Source organism: Mesorhizobium sp. M0052 (assembly GCF_040323255.1).
Taxonomy (GTDB): Bacteria; Pseudomonadota; Alphaproteobacteria; order Rhizobiales; family Rhizobiaceae; genus Mesorhizobium.
On record NZ_JAMYUS010000018.1, the window covers coordinates 97,783 to 118,488 of the forward strand.

At 63.6% G+C, this 20,706-nt stretch carries 21 protein-coding genes; 11 read left to right on the forward strand and 10 right to left on the reverse strand.

Going from position 1 to position 20,706, the window contains the following annotated elements:
- The first annotated feature begins 89 nt into the window (after positions 1-89).
- Positions 90-617, forward strand: a complete 528-nt coding sequence (locus NKJ77_RS23205) for a low molecular weight protein-tyrosine-phosphatase (RefSeq protein ID WP_352535812.1) — start codon at positions 90-92, stop codon at positions 615-617.
- On the opposite strand, the gene thpR is transcribed toward NKJ77_RS23205, so the two are convergent.
- Positions 521-1,117, reverse strand: coding sequence for an RNA 2',3'-cyclic phosphodiesterase (gene thpR / locus NKJ77_RS23210; protein ID WP_023831878.1), 597 nt, complete (start codon positions 1,115-1,117; stop codon positions 521-523). The two genes, NKJ77_RS23205 and thpR, sit on opposite strands and share 97 nt — an antisense overlap.
- A 274-nt stretch (positions 1,118-1,391) precedes the next feature.
- On the reverse strand, positions 1,392-2,054 hold the full coding sequence (locus tag NKJ77_RS23215; protein WP_488377138.1) for an arylesterase: 663 nt from the start codon (positions 2,052-2,054) through the stop codon (positions 1,392-1,394).
- Positions 2,055-2,140: 86 nt separating this feature from the next.
- On the opposite strand from NKJ77_RS23215, the gene NKJ77_RS23220 reads away from it, so the two are divergent.
- From NKJ77_RS23220 to NKJ77_RS23235, 4 genes are all read left to right on the forward strand, one after another.
- A complete protein-coding gene (locus NKJ77_RS23220) occupies positions 2,141-2,842 on the forward strand; it encodes an ABC transporter ATP-binding protein (protein WP_023831877.1) in 702 nt (233 codons plus the stop codon).
- Positions 2,842-5,391, forward strand: a complete 2,550-nt coding sequence (locus NKJ77_RS23225) for an ABC transporter permease (RefSeq protein ID WP_023831876.1) — start codon at positions 2,842-2,844, stop codon at positions 5,389-5,391. Before NKJ77_RS23220 ends, NKJ77_RS23225 begins: the two co-directional genes overlap by 1 nt.
- A 238-nt stretch (positions 5,392-5,629) precedes the next feature.
- Positions 5,630-6,370 (forward strand): Bax inhibitor-1/YccA family protein, encoded by a 741-nt coding sequence (locus NKJ77_RS23230; protein ID WP_023671726.1) that lies wholly within the window; start codon positions 5,630-5,632, stop codon positions 6,368-6,370.
- Positions 6,371-6,487: 117 nt separating this feature from the next.
- On the forward strand, positions 6,488-7,078 hold the full coding sequence (locus NKJ77_RS23235) for a GNAT family N-acetyltransferase (protein ID WP_023671727.1): 591 nt from the start codon (positions 6,488-6,490) through the stop codon (positions 7,076-7,078).
- Positions 7,079-7,178: 100 nt separating this feature from the next.
- On the opposite strand, the gene NKJ77_RS23240 is transcribed toward NKJ77_RS23235, so the two are convergent.
- The 3 genes from NKJ77_RS23240 to acnA all read right to left on the reverse strand — a co-directional run bounded on the left by NKJ77_RS23240 (position 7,179) and on the right by acnA (position 11,992).
- Positions 7,179-7,565, reverse strand: a complete 387-nt coding sequence (locus NKJ77_RS23240; protein ID WP_023683844.1) for a DUF2794 domain-containing protein — start codon at positions 7,563-7,565, stop codon at positions 7,179-7,181.
- 607 nt (positions 7,566-8,172) lie between these two features.
- Positions 8,173-8,952, reverse strand: a complete 780-nt coding sequence (locus NKJ77_RS23245; RefSeq protein ID WP_023683845.1) for a DUF1223 domain-containing protein — start codon at positions 8,950-8,952, stop codon at positions 8,173-8,175.
- Positions 8,953-9,301: 349 nt separating this feature from the next.
- Positions 9,302-11,992 (reverse strand): aconitate hydratase AcnA, encoded by a 2,691-nt coding sequence (acnA, locus tag NKJ77_RS23250; RefSeq protein ID WP_023715753.1) that lies wholly within the window; start codon positions 11,990-11,992, stop codon positions 9,302-9,304.
- A 285-nt stretch (positions 11,993-12,277) separates the two neighbouring features.
- Between acnA and ccmA the strand changes: the two genes are divergently transcribed.
- The 4 genes from ccmA to NKJ77_RS23270 all read left to right on the forward strand — a co-directional run bounded on the left by ccmA (position 12,278) and on the right by NKJ77_RS23270 (position 14,671).
- Entirely contained in the window at positions 12,278-12,883 is a 606-nt protein-coding gene (ccmA, locus tag NKJ77_RS23255) for a heme ABC exporter ATP-binding protein CcmA (protein WP_023834703.1), read from the forward strand.
- A 229-nt stretch (positions 12,884-13,112) separates the two neighbouring features.
- Positions 13,113-13,778, forward strand: coding sequence for a heme exporter protein CcmB (gene ccmB / locus NKJ77_RS23260; RefSeq protein ID WP_023824364.1), 666 nt, complete (start codon positions 13,113-13,115; stop codon positions 13,776-13,778).
- Positions 13,779-13,901: 123 nt separating this feature from the next.
- Entirely contained in the window at positions 13,902-14,093 is a 192-nt protein-coding gene (gene ccmD / locus NKJ77_RS23265) for a heme exporter protein CcmD (protein ID WP_352535813.1), read from the forward strand.
- A complete protein-coding gene (locus NKJ77_RS23270; protein WP_352535814.1) occupies positions 14,090-14,671 on the forward strand; it encodes a DsbE family thiol:disulfide interchange protein in 582 nt (193 codons plus the stop codon). The genes ccmD and NKJ77_RS23270 overlap by 4 nt, the downstream gene beginning before the upstream one ends.
- 184 nt (positions 14,672-14,855) lie before the next feature.
- Here the strand turns inward: NKJ77_RS23270 and NKJ77_RS23275 are convergent, their stop codons facing one another.
- Positions 14,856-15,023 (reverse strand): hypothetical protein, encoded by a 168-nt coding sequence (locus tag NKJ77_RS23275; protein ID WP_023687680.1) that lies wholly within the window; start codon positions 15,021-15,023, stop codon positions 14,856-14,858.
- 286 nt (positions 15,024-15,309) lie between these two features.
- On the opposite strand from NKJ77_RS23275, the gene NKJ77_RS23280 reads away from it, so the two are divergent.
- Together NKJ77_RS23280 and NKJ77_RS23285 are read left to right on the forward strand one after the other, a co-directional pair.
- Positions 15,310-16,230 carry an SMP-30/gluconolactonase/LRE family protein gene (locus NKJ77_RS23280; RefSeq protein ID WP_352535815.1) on the forward strand — a complete coding sequence of 307 codons (921 nt, stop codon included), beginning with the start codon at positions 15,310-15,312 and terminating at the stop codon, positions 16,228-16,230.
- A 162-nt stretch (positions 16,231-16,392) separates the two neighbouring features.
- A complete protein-coding gene (locus NKJ77_RS23285) occupies positions 16,393-16,599 on the forward strand; it encodes a tautomerase family protein (protein ID WP_352535816.1) in 207 nt (68 codons plus the stop codon).
- 83 nt (positions 16,600-16,682) lie between these two features.
- On the opposite strand, the gene NKJ77_RS23290 is transcribed toward NKJ77_RS23285, so the two are convergent.
- The 4 genes from NKJ77_RS23290 to ftsY form a co-directional block, all read right to left on the reverse strand.
- Positions 16,683-17,231, reverse strand: coding sequence for an NADPH-dependent FMN reductase (locus NKJ77_RS23290; protein WP_023683853.1), 549 nt, complete (start codon positions 17,229-17,231; stop codon positions 16,683-16,685).
- 58 nt (positions 17,232-17,289) lie between these two features.
- Entirely contained in the window at positions 17,290-17,910 is a 621-nt protein-coding gene (locus tag NKJ77_RS23295; protein ID WP_352535817.1) for a pyridoxamine 5'-phosphate oxidase family protein, read from the reverse strand.
- Between the two features lie 60 nt (positions 17,911-17,970).
- Positions 17,971-18,642, reverse strand: coding sequence for a septation protein A (locus NKJ77_RS23300; protein WP_352535825.1), 672 nt, complete (start codon positions 18,640-18,642; stop codon positions 17,971-17,973).
- A gap of 61 nt (positions 18,643-18,703) precedes the next feature.
- Positions 18,704-20,698 (reverse strand): signal recognition particle-docking protein FtsY, encoded by a 1,995-nt coding sequence (ftsY, locus tag NKJ77_RS23305; protein ID WP_352535818.1) that lies wholly within the window; start codon positions 20,696-20,698, stop codon positions 18,704-18,706.
- Positions 20,699-20,706 lie beyond the last annotated feature (8 nt).

The window sequence follows — 20,706 nt, forward strand, 5'->3', positions numbered from 1 at the left end:
TATCAAAGATATCGACCCTCACCATAATGCAAGTCGCCCAAAAGTCCTTTGCGTTTTGGGCTTCCAAATGCACGAACGGCGCATATCGAATGAGCGTAAAGCCGATAAATTCCATACTCTTCGTCTGCCTCGGCAACATCTGCCGTTCACCCCTGGCCGAAGGCGTGTTTCGCGCCGTGCTGGCGGAGCGCGGCCGCGACATGGTGCTGGACGATATCGTGCTGGACTCTGCGGCGACCGGCGGCTGGAACCTCGGCGAAGCGCCCGACCCGCGCTCGATCGCGATTGCGGCCGGCCACGGCATCGACATATCAGGGCAGCGGGCACGCAAGGTCAGGCCGGGGGATTTTTCGCGCTTCGACCTGATCCTCGGCATGGATCGGCAGAATGTCCGCGACCTCAAGGCGTTGGCGCCGGCCGGTGCGCGCGAACGTATTCATCTCTTGGCAGAGTTTGCGCAGGGCAAAACCCGCGACGTGCCGGATCCCTATTATGACGGGGCCGAAGCGTTCGCTTCGGTCTACCGCATGATCCGCGAAGCGTCGGAGGCGCTGGCGACGAGATTGGTGGCGCGGGCGTCGACGCCGGAGAGCGGCCACGCCTCCTCGACAATGTAGGGACCGCCGCCGACCGAATCGCGCGACGACATCAGCACGAAGCGGCCGACGCGAAACGGTAGCGTCGCAAAATTGCCGCGCGCCGACAGGTACTGGGCGACGTCGAGCGGGCTCGAATTGCGCAAGCGTGCCAGCGTAACATGCGGGGTGAACTTGCGCGGGTCGGCGGGCAGGCCGAGCCGCTGGCAGATGCGGTCGATTTCGCCTTGCAGCGCCGAAAGGTCGGGCGAGGCGAAGACGCCGGCCCAGACGGCGTGCGGCTTCTTCTGGCCGAAAGCGCCAACTCCGGACAGGGTGAGCGAGAAGGATGGGCGGTGCACCCGGTCGAGTGCGTTGGCGATTTCGTCGGCGATATGGCCTTCGACGTCGCCGATGAAGCGCAGCGTCAGATGGTAGTTTTCGACATCGATCCAGCGGGCTCCGGGCAGGCCGCCCCTGAGCAGGGACAGCGAAAGAGCGGCGTCACGGGGTATTTCGAGGGCGGTGAAAAGACGCGGCATGGTGAGCCTCCCTTCCTCGAATCGAACTGTGCCCCCTAGCGAATCATCGATAGTCAAACGGGGCAAGTGGTTTGTTGGTTGCAGGCATTTTTACGAACAGGCGCCTCCAAGCGATGAATGAGCACTATTGCCGTGCCGCCTCGGCGCTTGCATTACCCAGATGCTGCATATGCTCTTCGAGCGCAGCATGGATGACTCGGGTCATCGGCAGCCCGGTCTTTTGTTTCAAAGTTCGCGCGAGGCGAACGCCGCGTTATTCTCGTCAGGCCGGCGTTCAACCGCCACCCTCAACTGCCGCAATCGCCTTCTCCACGGCGGGCATGATGCGCTCGACCATCGCTGCGACGCCCTTCGGATTGGGATGCAGGCCATCCTCCAACTGCAGGCCGGACTGCCCGGCGACGCCATCGAGAAAAAACGGATAGAGCGGCACATCGTATTTCGCGGCCAGCTTTGGATAGATCGCATCGAAGGCGTTCTGGTAGTCGGCGCCGAGATTGGGAGCGGCGCGCATGCCGGCCAAAAGCACCGCGATCTTGCGCGCTTTCAGCTTCGCCAGCATGTCGTCCAGGTTCTTTTCCGTGATGCTGGGCGAGACGCCGCGCAGCATGTCGTTGGCGCCGAGTTCGAGGATAACCAGCCTTGTCCCATCCGGCACCGACCAGTCAAGCCGCGCCAAGCCGCCGCTCGAGGTGTCGCCTGAAACGCCGGCGTTGGCTACGGTGACGTCATGGCCTTTGGCGCGCAGCGCAGCTTGCAATTTGTCGGTAAAGCCATCGCCAGGCCCGAGGCCGAAACCGGCCATCAGGCTGTCGCCGAAGCCGACGATGGTGAACGTCTCGGCGCGCACGGACGAAATGGCGCCGCAAAGGGTGACGAAAAGGACGAGCCCTGCGGCATTCAAGCGTTTGAAAGATATCTTGCGTTTGAAAGACATGTGGCAGGCCCCATATACCCGAGGAATTCTTCCGGCGTCGGCTTCCGGCAAGCAGAGCCTTCATCCTGATATAGGACGCTTTAATTGTGACAGAAGCCGTCATCGCGCTGAAAGACATATCCCTGACCCTGGGCCAAGGGGCTTCGTCGGTGCATGTGCTGAAAGGCGTCAGCCTTGACGTGACGCGCGGCGAGGCGACCGGCATTGTCGGCCCTTCGGGTTCCGGCAAGTCGACCTTGCTGATGGTGCTTGCCGGGCTGGAGCAGGTCGATTCGGGGACGGTGCGGATCGCCGGCGAATTGCTGAACGGCAAAAGCGAGGACCAGATCGCATCGTTTCGGGGCCGAAACATCGGCATCGTCTTCCAGTCGTTCCATCTCATTCCCAACATGACGGCGCTCGAAAATGTCGCGGTGCCGCTGGAACTGGCCGGCCATGCCGATCCGTTCGGCGTCGCCGCGCGCGAGCTGGCAGCGGTGGGCTTGAGCGACCGCGTCACCCACTATCCGGGCGAGCTGTCCGGCGGCGAACAGCAGCGCGTGGCGATCGCCCGCGCGCTGGCGCCGTCGCCGCGCATTCTCATCGCCGACGAGCCGACCGGCAATCTCGACCAGGCGACGGGGCGGCAGGTTGCCGACCTTTTGTTCGCCAAGGCGGCCGAGCGCGGCATGACCTTGTTGCTGGTCACGCACGATCCGGCCCTTGCGGCGCGCTGCTCGCGCCAGGTCTCGATGCGCTCGGGCCGCATCGAGGATGCGCCGGTAGCGCAGGTCAAGGTGCCGGCCTGATGCCACTGTCGCAGACGCTGAAGCTCGCGTTCCGCTTCTCGCTGCGCGAGATGCGCGGCGGGTTGTCGGGTTTCCTGATCTTCCTTGCCTGCATTGCGCTCGGCGTCGCTGCAATCGGCGGGGTCAATTCGGTGGCGCAGGCGATCACCGCAGGCGTTGCAGACCAGGGCCAGACGCTGCTTGGCGGCGACTTGCGCTTCCAGCTCAACCAGCGCGATGCGACGCCAGCCGAAAGCACCTTCCTCGACCGCCTCGGCACTGTGTCGCACAGCGCCAATATGCGCTCGATGGCGCGGCTGGAAGAAGGCTCCGACCAGGCGCTGGTCGAGGCCAAGGCCGTCGACGACGCCTATCCGCTCTATGGCGCGATCGAGACCGCGCCGCAGCTTGGCAGAAAGGATTTGTTCGGCGAGAAATCAGGCGTCTTTGGCGCCGCCGCGCCCGACCTGTTGTTCGACCGGCTGAATGTGGAGATCGGTGACCGGCTGAAGGTCGGCAGCGCGACATTCGAATTGCGGGCCAGGCTGGTGAGCGAACCGGATGCGGTGTCGGACGGTTTCGGCTTCGCGCCGCGGCTGATGGTCTCGACCGCGGGGCTTGCCGCCTCTGGGCTGATCCAGCCAGGCAGCCTGGTCGAGAATGCCTACAAGGTTCGGCTGCCGGCCGGCGCCAGCGAGGCCGATCTCAAGGCCATCCAGGATCGGGCGGCGAGCGATTTCCCCGAAGCCGGCTGGTCGATCCGCACCCGCTCGAACGCCGCGCCGGCGCTGTCCTCCAACATCGAGCGCTTCTCGCAATTTCTGACGCTGGTCGGGCTGACGGCGCTGGTCGTCGGCGGCGTCGGCGTTGCCAATGCGGTGCGCGCCTATCTCGACGGCAAGCGCGGCGTCATCGCCACCTTCAAGAGCCTTGGCGCCTCGGGCGGCTTCGTCTTCACCGTCTATCTCGTGCAGATCCTGATGATCGCCGGCCTCGGCATCGCGCTTGGCCTCATCCTCGGCGCCGCCATGCCGTTTGCTGCCAGCGCTGCGCTCCAGTCGGTCATTCCGGTGCCGGCTAAAGGCGGCTTCTATCCCGTTGCGCTGGCTCTTGCCGCGCTGTTCGGGCTGCTGGTGACGCTTGCCTTCGCGCTGTTGCCGCTCGGCCGCGCCCGCGATGTGCCGGCGACCGCGCTGTTTCGCGAAATGGGTTTTGAGGGCCGCGGCTTTCCACGCCTGCCCTATCTTGCCACGGCGGTCGGCATCGCGCTCGCTTTGGCGGCTTTGGCCATCCTGTTTTCCGGCGACCGGCGCATCGCCACGATCTTCGTCGGCGCGACGGTCTTTGCTTTTCTGGTGTTGCGCCTGGTCGGTGCGGTGGTGCAGTGGGTGGCGCGCAAAAGCCCGCATGCGCGCTCGGTCGCGCTTCGGCTCGCCATCGGCAACATCCACCGGCCCGGCGCGCTGACGCCGTCCGTCGTGCTGTCGCTGGGCCTCGGCCTGACGCTTTTGGTGACGCTGGCGCTGATCGACGGCAATCTCAGGCAGCAGATCTCCGGCAGTCTGCCGGAACGGGCGCCGAATTTCTTCTTCGTCGACATCCAGAATAGCGAGGTCGATGCCTTCTCGACATTGATCGGCAAAGAGGCGCCGAAGGGAACGCTGGTCAAGGTGCCGATGCTGCGCGGCCGGGTGATGGCTCTGAACGGCGTTAGTGTCGACAAGGCCAATGTGCCATCGGAAGGCGCCTGGGTGCTGCGCGGCGATCGCGGCCTGACCTACGACGCCAAACAGCCGGCCAATGCGACACTGACCGAGGGCAGCTGGTGGCCGGAGAATTACAGCGGCGAACCGCTGGTTTCGTTCTCCAACGATGAAGGCAAGGCGCTCGGCCTGAAGCTTGGCGATACCGTCACCGTCAATGTGCTCGGACGCAATGTGACGGCCAGGATCGCCAATTTCCGCGAGGTGCAATGGGAGACGATGGGCATCAACTTCGTCATGGTGTTCTCGCCCAACACTTTTGCCGGCGCCCCGCATGGCTGGCTGGCGACGCTGACCGAAAAGGATGCCACGGCAGCAGAGGATGCCCGCCTGCTGAACGCCGTCACCCGCGCCTTCCCGGCGGTGACGACAGTTCGGGTCAAGGACGCGCTCGATGTCGTCAACCGGCTGGTCGGCCAGCTCGGCACGGCGATCCGGGCCGCGGCCGGCGTTGCCTTGATCGCTTCGGTGCTGGTGCTTGCCGGCGCGCTCGCCGCGGGAAATCGCGCCCGCATCCACGATGCCGTGGTGCTGAAGACGCTGGGCGCCACGAGGCGCACGCTTATCGCGGCGTTTTCGCTGGAATACATGCTGATCGGCCTGGCCACCGCGGTGTTCGCGTTGGCTGCCGGCGGCGTCTCCGCCTGGTACATCGTTGCCCGCATCATGACACTGCCGTCGCATTTCATGCCGGAGGTGGCAGTGGCGACCTTGGTGTTTGCGCTGGTGATCACGGTCGGCATCGGCCTTGCCGGCACCTGGCGGGTGCTCGGCCACAGGGCGGCGCCGGTGCTGCGCAACCTCTAGGCCCCAAGCGGCAAGGTTGGCCGAATCTGCCGTTTCCGATTAAATCTTGGTAATGTGCAGTCATGGAAGCCCAAGAAAACCGGCTTCCTGCGATTCACCAAGCTTGCAGCCTGTTACGGTCTTGTTCTTGACGTCAAGAACCATCATATTTCGCCACAGGCATGCTGGAGCCCCGCCAGCGGCGCCCAGGTCCGAAAGGGCCTGACACCGTACGGGGCAGAAGCAACAGAGGATTCCAATGGCTGAGCCCATTCGCAACTACCAGACTTCGGCCGTGCCGGGCGCGCGCGCCGACATTGACCAAGGCCTGCGCACTTACATGCTCAAGGTCTACAATTTGATGGGGCTTGGCCTCCTCATCACCGGCGTCGCCGCCTGGGGCGCTTTCCAGCTCGCCGTCACCGGCGACGGACAGCTGACCGCTTTCGGCACGCTGATCTATGCCAGCGCCTTCCGCTGGGTGGTCATCCTGGCTCCACTCGCCGCCGTCTTCTTCCTGTCGTTCAGGATCCAGTCGATGAGCGTGGCCGCGGCGCAAACCACCTTCTGGGTCTATTCGGGCCTGGTCGGCCTGTCGCTGTCGACCATCTTCCTGGTCTACACCGGCGCGTCGATCACCCAGACGTTCTTCGCCACGGCGGCCGCCTTCGGCGCGCTGTCGCTCTACGGCTACACGACCAAGCGCGACCTTTCGGCCTTCGGCTCGTTCCTGGTCATGGGCGTGGTCGGCCTGGTGATCGCCATGCTGATCAACATTTTCCTGCAGTCGTCGGCGCTCGGCTTCGCCATCTCGGCGATCGGCGTGCTGATCTTCGCCGGGCTCACCGCCTATGACACGCAGACCATCAAGGAAATGTACTACGAAGGCGATCAGGCCGACGTTGCCGGCCGCAAGGCGATCATGGGCGCGTTGAGGCTATATCTCGACTTCATCAACCTGTTCATGTTCCTGCTGCAGTTCATGGGCGATCGCCGCTAGGCGGTCTTCCCATCAGGCAACTGGACCAGCTGATATCAAGAGGGCGGCCAACGGCCGCCCTTTTCTTTTGTGCCGGCCTTTGCTGTCATGGAGGCAGATGAATCGTCTGCATAAATCATGAGCACTATTTCCATCCGCGCGGCCTTGGAAGGCGACCTCGGCCGAATTACCGAGATCTACGGCGATGCCGTGACGCATGGCACCGCGAGCTATGAGCTGGAGCCGCCCAGCCGCACTGAGATGGGTGGGCGCTTCGACAGCCTGACGGCGGGGGGCTTTCCCTATCTGGTGGCGGAACGAGATGGCGCGCTACTCGGCTACGCCTATGCCGGCGCGTTCCGGCCGCGCCCGGCCTACCGCTTCATCGTAGAGGATTCCGTCTATGTCGCGCCTGATGCGAAGGGCCAGGGCGTCGGGCTGCTGCTGATGCAGGCGCTGATTGAAGCCTGCCGTATGGCGGGCTTTCGCCAGATCGTCGCGGTGATCGGCGACGGCCATGCAGACAGCGCCTCGGTGCGGCTGCATGAAAAGCTCGGCTTTCGCCATTCCGGTCGCCTGGAAGGCTCCGGCTACAAGCATGGGCGCTGGCTTGACACGGTGTTCATGCAGCTGTCGCTGAATGGCGGCGTAACGGTTCCGCCCGATCCGCATTCGCTGCCGGAGCGGAAGTTTCGTGAGAGCCTGAGGAGGGGAATTGAGGAGAACTGAAGAATTGAGGATCTGAATAGCTGAGAACAAACCCGGCGGTATTTCGACCGTTACATCCTCTTTTTTCAATTCTTCAGCTCTTCAATTCCCCAATTTTCAATTAGGCCTGGACAATCTTCAGCTTAGCATCGAAGACGTTGAGCACGCGACCGAGTTCCTGGCCGCGCTTGAGGATCCGGCCGCCGGCGGCGATGACGGCGAAGGCGCCTTGCCGGCGCGCCAGTTTCGGATCCTTGACGATCTGGAACAGCGGCACTTCGCTGGCCCGGCGGAAGACTGAAAACACAGCCCGATCAGACAGATGATCGATGGCATAGTCGCGCCATTCGTTGGCGGCGACCATGCGTCCGTACAGCCTCAGGATCTCATCGAGTTCACGCCGGTCGAAACGGACCGGCTGGTCGAGGCGTTCGCGTCGCGCCTCGTGCAGCGGGATCAATATTGCGGATGCGTCCCCATCCTCCGTCCCACCGCTGCGATCGGTCATCCCGCGATCCCTTTGAAAATGAATCTCGCTTGCAGAAGTTGGCGTGTTCGCCGTGGAATTGCAAGGCCCGGCTAACCATCCCGGGACTGCGCTGTTTTCGCAACGTCCAGTCACTTTTATAAAACGCGGTGTTTGAATTGGTGATGCCTCGCCACATTTCCGCCTTTTTTTATCCGCGCTCATGCCCCAATGTCCGACGAATTTACCGGCGTTGCCTGAGACGGTTCGGTCCGGCACCGGCTCGTAAACCCCAAGCCCCCCGCCCACGGGTCTGCGTCGGATCGAACCAACCTCGGACTTTCCTCAGGGAGAGACCGGGTGCGACGATCCCAAAACCTAAATGACCGACGTCAGAAGCAAGCTGACGTCGGTTTTTTTGTTGGGCGGCGCCAGACACTTGTCGTCGTGATCCTTCACACCCTCTGTCCTGCCGGACATCTCCCCGCAAGGGTGGAGATCAGATTTCGCGTTTGCTTTCGCCAATCTCAAACGTGGGACAGGATGGCGGATGTGGCGAAGCTGCCAATCTCCCTCCTTGCGGGGGAGATGGCCGGCAGGCCAGAGGGGGGTGCTGTCCCGCCGATATCAAAAGGTATGGACCAGCCTCTTAAGGCTTGTGAATAAACGCCGCGCCCAGAATAGGGCCCGGCAGGCCGTCCTTGCCGACCGACTGCAGCAGCACGGCGCAGCCGCCTTTCTTGGCGATCTCCGTCATCGGCAATTCGTAGCGCTGCGCCTTGCCGTGCCACATGCCGGCGGTCTGGATGCCGGTGACGGCGTTCCAGTAGGTCATGCTGCGGCCGGTGTTCTCGCCCTTGGCGATGGTCACCGTCTGCGGTGGTTCGAAATAGACGATGACGACATGGGCGTCGCTGGGGCCGCTACCGGCGTCGCCGGCATCGATCATGACGCGATCGCTGGTGCGGCTGACCTTGACGCTGACCCGCATGCCTTCACCGGATTTCTCCATGCGGGCAAGCGCGCCGTCGACCTCCTTGCGGCTGGCGCCGTTGACATGGCTGCGACCATTGATGACGGCTTGCGGCGTGTAGACGGAGCGGGTGCCGAAGGCGCGCATATAGTCATATTGCCGGTCGGTATTGTCCTTGCTGCTCAGCGTGTCCTGCCAGCCGAGATAGTCCCAGTAATTGACGTGGTAGGCGAGCGCGACGACGTTGTCCTTGGCCGCCAGCTCGGCAAAGAAAGCGTCCGCCGGCGGGCAGGAATTGCAGCCCTGGCTGGTGAACAGCTCGACCACGCCCAAGGGCCTGTCAATCTGCGGTTTGTCGGTCTGGGTCGTTCCCGATTCCTCGGCGAACCCGGTCCCGGCAAGCGCCGAGAAGGCCAGCGCAAAAGCCGCAAGCCGCAGAGGGTGTCGAGGTGCCATGATCGTTCCGATTCCCGCCGGTGACGCCGGCCTTGTTCTGGTTGCCCAGATTTGTGGCAGAAGCGACAGTCAACGGGAAGTCACGTTGCGGTGAAATTTTTGCTGCCGCAACCATGGGTATGGCCATCACAGGGGGAGCACTTCACCGCCCGGTTCGATCGGGAGCATGGCATCAGGAGCGTGGGGCAGATCTTGCTGAGCCCAGCCGGTTTTACTCCTGTCGGACAGGGCGGGGCTTCGATCGGGTCGGGCGATGCTTTGGAGAGACTGGGAGTAGGGAGTAGGGAGTAGGGAGTAGGGGATGTCGTTCCCCGCTACCGCCCAATCCCTACTGCCTAAGCCCTGGCCGCTACGCGGCCAGATCGCGCAGCACGTATTGCAAAATGCCGCCATTCTTGAAGTAGTCGAGCTCGTCCAGCGTATCGATGCGGCAGATGATCGGCACGTTCTTCACGGTGCCGTCGCCATAGGTCACCTTGGCGATCATTGTCTGGCGTGGCTTGATGGTGCTTATGCCGTCGATCTCGACCAGCTCGTCACCCTTGAGGTTGAGCGAGGCCCATGAGGTGCCTTCCTCGAAGACGAAGGGGATGACGCCCATGCCGACCAGGTTGGAGCGATGGATGCGCTCGAAGGACTGGGCGATGACGGCACGGACACCGAGGAGATTCGTTCCTTTAGCTGCCCAGTCGCGCGAGGAGCCGTTGCCGTATTCGACGCCGGCGAAGATGACCAGCGGCACGCCTTCCTTTTTGTATCTCATCGCCGCGTCGTAGATCGATTCCTCTTCCTTCGACGGGTAGTGGATGGTGTAGCCGCCCTCGCGGCCGTTCTCGCCCAGCATGTGGTTGCGGATGCGGATGTTGGCGAAGGTGCCGCGCATCATCACCTCATGGTTGCCGCGCCTTGTGCCGTACTGGTTGAAGTCGGCAACGCCGACGCCATGGTCGGTGAGGTATTTGCCGGCCGGGGAAGCGGCCTTGATCGAACCCGCCGGTGAGATGTGATCGGTGGTGATCTTGTCGCCGAACAGGCCGAGCACGCGCGCGCCCTTGATGTCGCCGATCTTGCCGAAACCGGAGGTCATGCCGGCGAAATAGGGCGGGTTCTGCACATAGGTCGAGTTGTCGTCCCAGGCATAGGTCTGGCCTTCCGGCGCCTTGACGTTCTGCCAGTATTCGTCGCCCTTGAAGACGTCGGCATATTTGCGGGCGAACAGCTCACGTGTGACGTTCTTCTCGATGAACTCCTGGATCTCGGCCGAACTCGGCCAGATATCCCTGAGATAGACCGGCTTGCCGTCGCGGCCTTCGCCGAGTGGCTCGGTGGTCAGGTCCTTGGTGACGGTGCCGGCCAAAGCATGGGCTACCACCAGCGGCGGCGACGCCAGATAGTTCGCCTGCACGTCAGGTGAAACACGGCCTTCGAAGTTGCGGTTGCCGGAGAGCACTGCGGCGGCGATCAGGCCCTTATCGTTGATGGTCTTGGAGATCGGCGCCGGCAGCGGGCCGGAATTGCCGATGCAGGTGGTGCAGCCGAAACCAACCAGGTTGAAGCCGATCTGGTCGAGCTCCTTCTGCAGGCCGGACTTTTCCAGATATTCGGCGACCACCTGGCTGCCCGGCGCCAGCGAGGTCTTCACCCACGGCTTCTGCTTGAGGCCGAGCCGGTTGGCGTTGCGCGCCAAGAGGCCGGCGCCGATCAGCACGCTCGGGTTGGAGGTGTTGGTGCAGGACGTGATGGCGGCAATGACGACATCGCCATGGCCGAGATCATGGTCGGTGCCTTCGACGGCATAGCGCTTGTGGATTTCGGCAGCCTTCTTGTACTCGGTCTCCATCGCCTTTGCGAAGCCGGCCGGAATGCCTTCGAGCGGAACGCGGCCTTCGGGGCGCTTGGGACCTGCCATCGACGGCACGACGCTGTCGAGCTCGAGTTCGAGCAGGTCAGTGAAGACAGGGTCGGCCGAGCCGGCGTCACGCCACATGCCTTGCGCCTTGGAATAGGCTTCGACCAGGGCGATGCGGCTTTCCTCGCGGCCCGACATTGTGAGATAGCGGATGGTCTCGCCGTCGACCGGGAAGAAGCCGCAGGTGGCGCCATATTCGGGCGCCATGTTGCCGATGGTGGCGCGGTCGGCCAGCGTCATGTTGGACAGGCCCGGGCCGAAGAACTCGACGAACTTGCCGACGACGCCCTTCTTGCGCAGCATCTGGGTGACGGTCAGTACGAGGTCGGTGGCGGTGATGCCCTCCCTGAGCTTGCCGGTAAGGCGGAAGCCGATGACTTCGGGCAACAGCATGGAAACCGGCTGGCCGAGCATCGCCGCCTCGGCCTCGATACCGCCGACGCCCCAGCCGAGGACGCCAAGGCCGTTGATCATGGTGGTGTGCGAATCGGTGCCGACGCAGGTGTCGGGATAGGCGGTCGTTTCGCCGTCTTCCGTGTTGGTCCAGACGACCTGACCGAGATATTCGAGGTTGACCTGATGGCAGATGCCGGTGCCGGGCGGCACGACGCGAAAATTGCGGAACGCCTGCTGGCCCCATTTCAGGAATTTATAGCGCTCTTCGTTGCGCTCATATTCGAGCTCGACATTCCTGGCAAAGGCCAGTGGCGTGCCGAATTCGTCGACGATGACGGAGTGGTCGATGACGAGGTCGACCGGCACCAGCGGATTGATCTTCTGCGGATCCCCGCCGAGCGCCTTGAGGCCGTCGCGCATGGCGGCAAGGTCGACCACCGCCGGGACGCCGGTGAAATCCTGCATCAGGACACGCGCCGGGCGATAGGCGATCTCGACGCCGGCGGTGCCCTTGTCCGTCAGCCAGCCGGCCACAGCCTGGATAGAGTCCTTGGTGACGGAGCGGCCGTCTTCATTGCGCAAAAGGTTTTCCAGCAGCACCTTCATCGAATAAGGCAGCTGGGCAATGCCGGTGAGGCCGTTCCTCTCGGCCTCGACCAGATTGTAATAGACATAGTCCGCGCCACCCACGGTCAGGGTGCGGCGGCAATTGAAACTGTCGAGGGATTTTGACACGTGCGGTCCGTCCTTGTCTGTTCAGCCTGAAAGGGAACGGACGCCGATGGGCATGCAATCACGCGCAAAGGTGCGGGTACGGCCATTTCCGCTGTCCGTTCCCAGCCAACCCGAGCCGTTCAAGGCGGCGCGTGCGCTGGTTCGGCGCAAATTCTGTTCCCGTGCCGACCGCTGGCACGGATGTCCCGCATATAGAGAATTTTCTGGAATAGTTCTAGACAGTTGCGGAGCAAATTTGTGCGATGCGGCAGCTATCGCGCGGTAAAGTTTTCGGGACGGGCAGGCATGCGGCTGATTGCCGAAAATCTGGGCGGCGAACGCGGCGGCGAGACGGTCTTTTCCGGCATCGGTTTTGCGCTCGACAAGGGCCAGGTGCTGGTCGTCACCGGGCCGAACGGCTCGGGCAAATCGACGCTGCTCAGGGTCATCGCCGGGCTGCTACCGAAGGCGCAAGGCGATGTGCGCATCGAGGGCGGCGAAAGGTTTCCGACGATCGCTTCGGCGGTCCACTATCTCGGCCACCTCAATGCACTGAAGACGGCGCTCAGCGTGGCGGAGAATCTGCGCTTCTGGCGCGATTTCAACGGCGATGGGCAGTTGGGTGTCGGAGAGGCGCTGGAGACGGTTGGTCTCGGCGGCATCGGCCATCTGCCTTTCGGATATTTGTCGACCGGGCAAAGGCGGCGGGCGGCGATTGCGAAATTGCTGGTCAGTCATAAGCCGCTGTGGCTGCTGGATGAGCCGACGGCTGGGCTGGACAAGGCCTCGGAGGCGCGGTTTGCGGGGCTGATGACGAGGCATTGCGCAGAAGGTGGAATCATTGTCGCGGCGACGCATTTGCCACTGGGATTGGATGGAGCACAGGCATTGAGGATGGGAGCAACAGGGTGATGTCGGCATTCCCGCCCACCCCCCTCTGCCCTGCCGGGCATCTCCCCCGCAGGGGGGGAGATCAGATGTCATGCCGGCTTTCGCCAATCACCGGCATTGAAAAAGAGGCGTCAGCAGTGGAGCTGCCAATCTCCCCCCTTGCGGGGGAGATGTCCGGGAGGACAGAGGGGGGTGTGAAGGAACGCCACCTTCGGCAAGATGGCGATCAAACCGCAGGCGCGGCTTGGCAATGCTAGCCCTCTTCCTGCGCGACGTCCGTCTCTCAATCCGTGCCGGGGGCGGGGCGCTCACCGGCGTCATCTTCTTCCTCGCCGTCATCGCCACCATCCCCTTCGGTGTCGGACCGGACCTGAAGCTGCTCGCCCGCATCGGTCCGGCGATCCTTTGGATCGGCGCTCTGCTCGCCTGCCTGCTCGGCCTCGACCGGCTGTTTCAGGCCGATCGCGAAGACGGTTCGCTGGATCTTCTGGTGCTGGGCAATGACCGCCACATGCTGGCGCTGACGGTGCTGGTGAAGTGCCTGGCGCACTGGATGGGCAGCGTTCTGCCGCTGGTGGTTGCGGCACCTCTGCTCGGCCTGTTCATGAACATGGAGCCGCTTAGCATCGGCGCCACCGCGCTCACGCTGCTGGTCGGCACGCCGGCCATCACTTTCATCGGCGCGGTCGGGGCGGCGGTGGCGGTGGCGCTGCCGCGCGGCGGGCTGCTGATCTCGGTGCTGGTGTTGCCGCTGACCATCCCGGTGCTGATCTTCGGGGTGTCGGCGAGCTACGGCGCGGTGGCCGACCCTGATCCGTTCCTGCAGCCCTTCCTCATTCTTGCCGCGCTGACGCTGTTTCTTGCCGTGCTGGGTCCGGTGGCAGCAGCACTGGCGCTGCGGCATGGAACGGACTGATATGACCGCTGCGGCGCGACGGATCAATTGCGAAGCCCCAGCCGCAAAGCTAAGAAAGTCGCAAAGCTATGGGAAGGCCATGATCGAGCACGACGAAGCGACGGTGGAAGGGGAGCGAAGCGCATGAGTGCACACGCACTCTATGTCGCGGCCGCCTATGGCATCACGGCGATCGTGCTGGCCGGGCTGATCGGCTGGATCCTGCTCAACCAGCGGACCCGCAAGCGCGAACTGGCGGAACTCGAAGCGGCCGGCGTGCGGCGTCGCTCGGACAAAGCCGGTACTGGGGCCAGCACTGGGGCCAGCAAGCCATGAGCACGGAAAGCGAAACGCCGGCGTCGCCGCGCCGCCGCCTGATCGTGCTGTTGCCGCTGCTGGTTTTTCTCGGCCTCGCCGGATTGTTCCTGTCGCAGCTTTTGTCGGGACGCGACGAGGCGGCAGTGCCGTCGGCGCTGATCGGCCTGCCGGCGCCGCAGACCAACCTGCCGGCGCTGGAAGGATCAAACCTGCCCGGGCTGGATTCGAAAGCCTTCGCCGGCAAGGTAACGCTGGTCAACGTCTTTGCATCGTGGTGCGCGCCGTGCCGGGAAGAGCATCCGGTGCTCTTGCAGCTGTCGCAGGACAAGCGCTTCGTCATGGCCGCGCTAAACTACAAGGACCAAGCGCAAAACGCGCGCCGGTTCCTTGGTGATCTCGGCAATCCGTTCCAGGCGATAGGTTTCGACGAGGCCGGCCGCACGGCCATCGACTGGGGCGTCTACGGCGTGCCGGAAACCTTCGTCATCGGCAAGGACGGCAATATTGCCTACAAGCATGTCGGGCCGCTGACAGGGGAGTCGGCGAGGGATGTTCTGTTGCCGCAGATTGAAAAGGCGCTCGCGGCACCGGGCTGACGTTGGCGCCATGCCCCCTCATCGGGCCGCTACGCGGCCCCCTCCTCCCCGTGGGGGAGAAGAGGGAAGCATCGGCACAGGCTAGCTCCTCTCCCCGAGGGAGAGGTCGGATTGCCCGAATTGCTCATGCAATTCGGTTTGGCAATCCGGGTGAGGGGCGGTGCCCCGCTGACGTCTGAAATGCTCAGCCGTAGATCTGCCTGTGGACCTGGTAGAGCATTTCCGAGCGGTCGGCGCGCAGGTCGGCCAGATCGCGGCTCGTCAGGTTTTCGATTTCCGCGACGAGGCGGTTGTAGTGGCGGCGCTTGGCCATCGAGGAGCGCGCGCGGGAGAAGAGGTTGTCAAAAGCCATAGCAAGGGTCCTTTCGTGCCGCATATCAGCGGTGAATTTGTTCCTCCCTTGGTCGTTCGCACCATGACATAGGAATGGTGCGATGCAAAAAGAAGATGTTGCAATGCACCATTGCACAGGGCGCATAGCGGGTTAATACAGCGCTACAGCACCATAAACGGCCGGACAGGCTGGCGGGCCATGCCGGCCGGGCACCTTTTGTCTTACAAATTGCGCCTGCGCCACCTTGCCATCGCGTCCGCAGGCTGGCTTGATCCGCGCGTCACGTGATGCCCGGAGGAAATGCATGGCGACCGCAGACTATTACGAAATTCTCGATCCGCGTTTCGCGCGGCTGTTCAACGGCAACGCCCAGGTGGAAAAGCTGTTTACCGGATGTCAGTGGGCGGAAGGGCCGGCCTGGTTCGCCGCCGGCCGCTATGTCGTCTGGTCCGACATCCCCAACAACCGCATGCTGCGCTATGACGAGACCGACGGCAATGTGAGCGTCTTCCGTCAGCCCTCCGGCAATTCCAACGGCAACACCGTCGACCGCCAGGGCCGACTGGTGACGTGCGAACATTCCGGCCGCCGCGTCAGCCGCACTGAGCATGACGGTTTCGTCACCACCATCGCGGCCGAATGGAAAGGCAAGCGGCTGAATTCGCCCAATGACGCGGTCGTGAAATCCGACGGCTCGATCTGGTTCACCGATCCGAGCTACGGCATCGACACCGACTATGAGGGCGACAAGGCCGAAAGCGAGATCGGCGCTTGCAATGTCTACCGGGTCGATCCGGATACGGGCGAGGTCGAGGCCGTCATCACCGACATGGTCCGGCCGAACGGGCTTGCCTTTTCACTGGATGAAAGCCAGCTCTATGTCGTCGACACCGGCCGCACCCATGGCGCGCAGAACCCCGCGCATATGCGGGTCTTCAACGTCGGCAAGCACGGCAAGAAGGTCTCGGGCGGGAAGGTGTTCGCTGACTGCACGGCCGGCCTATTCGACGGCTTCCGGCTCGACGAGGCCGGCCGCATCTGGACCAGTGCCGCCGACGGCATCCATTGCTACGATCCCGACGGCACGCTGATCGGCAAGGTCAAGGTGCCGGAAGTGACCGCCAATTGCGTGTTCGGCGGCAACAAGCTGAACTGCCTCTACATCGCCGGCACCACGTCGCTCTACATGGTGCGGCTGATGGTGAACGGGGCGAAGACGTATTGAGGCTGCTGGAAACGCTTCTCTGGCGGCCCTTGATGGCGTTTCTGCGCATGTCCGCGGCGCCTGTTGCGCGGCGGCCGCCGGAACGACCGACAAGCGATTCGCCGGAGCGGATTTCGGAGCCGCGGCGCGGCGCTATCAGACACAATTCAAGGGGAGGACATCATGCCATTCGTCAACATCCGCATCGTCAAGGAAGTGATCGCCGCTGATCCCGCTGGCAAGAAGGCCGACATTGCCAAAAAGGTCACGGCGGCCATCATGGACGCCACCGGGCTTAGCAATGACGACGTCTGGGTGGTGTTCGAAGAGGTCAACGCGCGCGACTGGTATGTCGGTGTGACCGATGCCGAGACGTTGCGGAAGGGGTAGCACTGCGGCACGTTGGGGTGCGCCGCACCCTTTCGTTCGTCATCCTAGGGTCTGCGCCGCGTCGCTTCGCTCCTTGCTCCGCCCTAGGATGACGAGGCAACGTTTGCGCGTATAAAACTCGCGAAAACCTGCACCGCTTCGCGCATGGCCCGCAGGTTCTCGTCCTCTCCCAGGATCGCTTCTATCTCCGGCGGTTTCTTGCCGAGCAAGGCAATCTCCAGAACCGCATTCTCACAAAGCGCGAACGACATGGTGCGCATGATCTCGGCCAGCGCGGCGCGGGCATAGAGCGAGCGCGCGGAGGCGTGGGCCAGCATGGCGGGCTTGCCGACGGCGGCGTCGCGCGAGACCAGCCAGTCGAGCGCGTTTTTCATGCCGCCGGGCACGCCATGGGCATATTCGGGGCAGGAGACGATGATGCCGTCGGCGCTGGTGACGGCCTCGATCAGCCGCATGGCCTCGGCCGGTGTGCGCTCGCCTTCGTCATCCGGGTTGAAGATCGGCAGCAGGCCGAGCCCGTCATAGACAGTTACGCGGCAATCCGAAGGCGCGTTCGCGGACAGCGCCGCCAGCAGCGCCGAATTGGTCGAGGCGGCGCGCAGGCTGCCGGAGATGGCGAGGAGTTCGATCACGGGGAAACAGGGCTAGGGAAACCGGCAAAGGACCGCAATGGCGAATCGTACGCGAAATTTACCACAGGGTCTTGCTGTAGGCCTCGTCCAGCGAGCGGTCGAAATCGTCGGCAGTTTCGGTATGCGCCATCTGATCGGACAGGATCTTACCCAGCGTCGGCAATGTGGCGCGGTTGTGCCAGCTGTCCGGCTTCCACAATTCGGAGCGCATGAACGCCTTGGCGCAGTGCATGTAGGCGGCCTTGACGCTGACCACGACGACGCTTTGCGGTTGCCTGCCGTCGACGGCGAGGCGATCGCGCAAGGCGGCGTCGACGGTGATGCGGGCATCGCCATTGATGCGCAGCGTCTCGTTCATGCCGGGGATGAGGAAAAGCAGGCCGACCGAAGGATTGAGCAGGATGTTCTCCAGCGTGTCCAGCCGGTTGTTGCCGGGCCGGTCGGGAATGGCGATGGTCCTGTCGTCGAGGACAAGGGCAAAGCCGGGCATGTCGCCTTTCGGCGTCACGTCGGCATTGCCGGCGCCGTCGGAAGAACCGATCAGCACGAAAGGGCTCTTGCCGATGAAAGAGCGGCAGTGGCCGTCGAGCGCCCTGAGTTCCTTGCGCATCGAGGTGTCGGTCGGCCGCGGCGTCTTGTAGATCGTCCTCAGTTCATCGCGCGTGGTGACGAATTCCATGGCCGTCTCCGTTTATTCTGACGCAATTCCGGACGGCTTCACACTTTTCCTGGAATTGCTCTACTTGCCGGCTTCTTCCACCTTCTCGGCCTTATCCTCGATCGAATGGTGCAGGATCAGCGGCATCTGGCTGAAGGTGAACAACAGGGTGATCGGCATGATGCCCCAGACCTTGAAGGTAACCCAGAAGTCGGTGGAAAAATTCCGCCACACCACTTCATTGGCAAGAGCCAGGAACAGGAAGAACAGGCCCCAGCGGAAAGTCAGCTTGCGCCAGCCTTCGGCATCGAGGCGAAAGGCCGAATCGAAGACATAGCCGAGCAGCGATCGGCCGAAATACAGACCGCCGAGCAGCACGCCGCCGAACAGGGTGTTGACGATGGTCGGCTTCATCTTGATGAACACGTCGTCCTGCAGATAGAGCGTCAGCGCGCCGAAGATGAAGACGACGACGCCCGAGACCATCGGCATGATCGGCAAGGTGCGCAGCAGCAGCCAGGAGGCGATCAGCGCGATCGCGGTCGCCGCCATGAACAGGCCGGTGGCGACGAAGATCGGCCCGCCGAATTCGGCCAGGACAGGAAGTTTCTGCACCAGCCAGGCGCCGCGTGCATTGGCGAAGAAGAACACCATCAGCGGCCCGAGTTCCAGCACCAGCTTGAGCAGCGGATTGACGCTTTCTTTCTTCTTTCGCGGGTCGGACGGGTCGCGTTCGAGGATGGGAGGGTTCATGACTTCCTTCTGACGCATGATCTTGTCCAAAAAAGCCTGCAGCTCTTCGGGATCGTGCTTTTTACGCTACGCCCGCGATCGCCCTGGCGAATTCGCTGGCCGAGAATGGTTCGAGGTCGTCGACCTGTTCGCCGACGCCGATGAAGTAGACCGGCAGTTTGTGCTTTGCCGCGATCGCGACCAGAATACCGCCGCGCGCCGTGCCGTCCAGCTTGGTCATCACCAGGCCGTTGACGCCGGCGACATTGCGGAAGATCTCGACCTGATTGAGCGCATTCTGGCCGGTGGTGGCGTCGACCGTCTGCAGCACGGTATGCGGCGCTTCCGGATCGAGCTTGCCCAGCACGCGCACGATCTTTTCCAGCTCCGCCATCAGTTCGGTCTTGTTTTGCAGCCGGCCGGCGGTGTCGATGATCAGTACGTCGGAGCCGGCCTCCTTGGCGCGTTCGAAAGCGTCGTAGGCAAGGCCGGCGGCATCCGCGCCGATCTTCGAGGCGATGACCGGAGACTTCGTCCTCTCGCCCCAGATCTTCAGCTGCTCGATGGCTGCAGCGCGAAAGGTATCGCCGGCGGCCAGCATCACCGACAGGCCACCATCGGTCAGTTTGGCGGCGAGCTTGCCGATGGTCGTGGTCTTGCCGGTGCCGTTGACGCCGACCACCAGAATGACATGCGGCTTGTGCGACAGGTCGAGCTCCAGCGGCATGGCGACATGGGCCAGCACCTTCTCCACCTCGGCCGCCATGATGGTGCGGACATCCGCGTCGGAGACATCCTTGCCGTAGCGGCTGGCAGCGAGGGCATCGGTGACGCGCAAGGCTGTTTCCATGCCCAGATCGGCACGGATCAGCACGTCCTCCAGATCCTGCAGCGTCTCCTCGTCGAGCTTGCGCTTGGTGAAGACGCCGGCGATGTTGCCGGTGAGTTCTTTCGAGGAGCGGGCAAGCCCGTCGCGCATGCGCTGGAACCAGGAGCGTCGTCGCGGCGCCGGTTCGGGCGCCTTTTGCGGCTCGGCTTTCTGCTCGACCTTTTTGGTGACGGTGACTTTGCCGACTGACGGTGTCGGCTGTGGTGTCGGCGGAAAACCCGGTTCAGGCATGGGCGCAACCCCCGCCGTGGCAGCCCGGACTTCGACCGGCGCGGGTGTGGCTTCGACCGGAGTGCGCTTTACCTCCCCCTCGATGGGGGAGGTCCCAAGCGAAGCTTGGGGGTGGGGGTGATTTGCGCTGGCGTCAGCGCTGTCACCCCACCGCGCCGCTTCGCGTCGACCCTCCCCATCGAGGGGAGGGTGGGTCGCCTCGTCCTTCTCCCCGTGGCTATACGGGGAGAAGGTGCCGGCAGGCGGATGAGGGGCGGCGCTGACCTCTGAGGTAGGCTGTGCGGGAGGCGCGGACGGTTGCGGCACTTCGATCGGGGCGGCCGGTTCTGCGGGAGTCTCGGCAGGCGTCGGCACTTCGACGGGAGCGGGCTCCAGCTGCGGTTCCGGACGCGATGGTTCGATCTCCGGCTCGGCCGGCGCCGGCGGCACTTCTTGGGGCTGCGGCTCGGGAGCCGGCTCCGGAACGGCTGGCGGCGCAGGAACTTCTTCCGGTGCAGGCGGCTCGGGTATCTCCGGCTCAGGCTGCGGTTCTTCTACCGGCGCGGGCTCCGGCAACGGTTCCGGCTCGGATGGGACGACCGGTTCCGGCGCGGGCGGGATGGTCGGCGTGGGTTCGGGCTTCGGTTCTTCTGGCGCCGACTGCGGCGCAGGCTTTACCTCCCCCTCGCTGGGGGAGGCCCCAAGCGAAGCTTGGGGGTGGGGGTGAGTGGCGTCGGCGTCGGCGCTCTCACCCCTCCCCGCCACTTCGTGGCGACCCTCCCCATCGAGGGGAGGGTGGGGCGTCGGCGGCTCGGGCTCCTCGCGCTTCAAGAACTCCGGAACGACCTGCTCGGCCGCCGGCTTCAGCGCCTCAAGCGCATCCCATTTGATCGGCGGCAGGGGAGCGGTTTCGTCGATGCGCTCCTCGACGACTTCCTTCTTGCCGAACGAAAATATGTTCTTGAAAAAACCGGCCATGCTTCAAT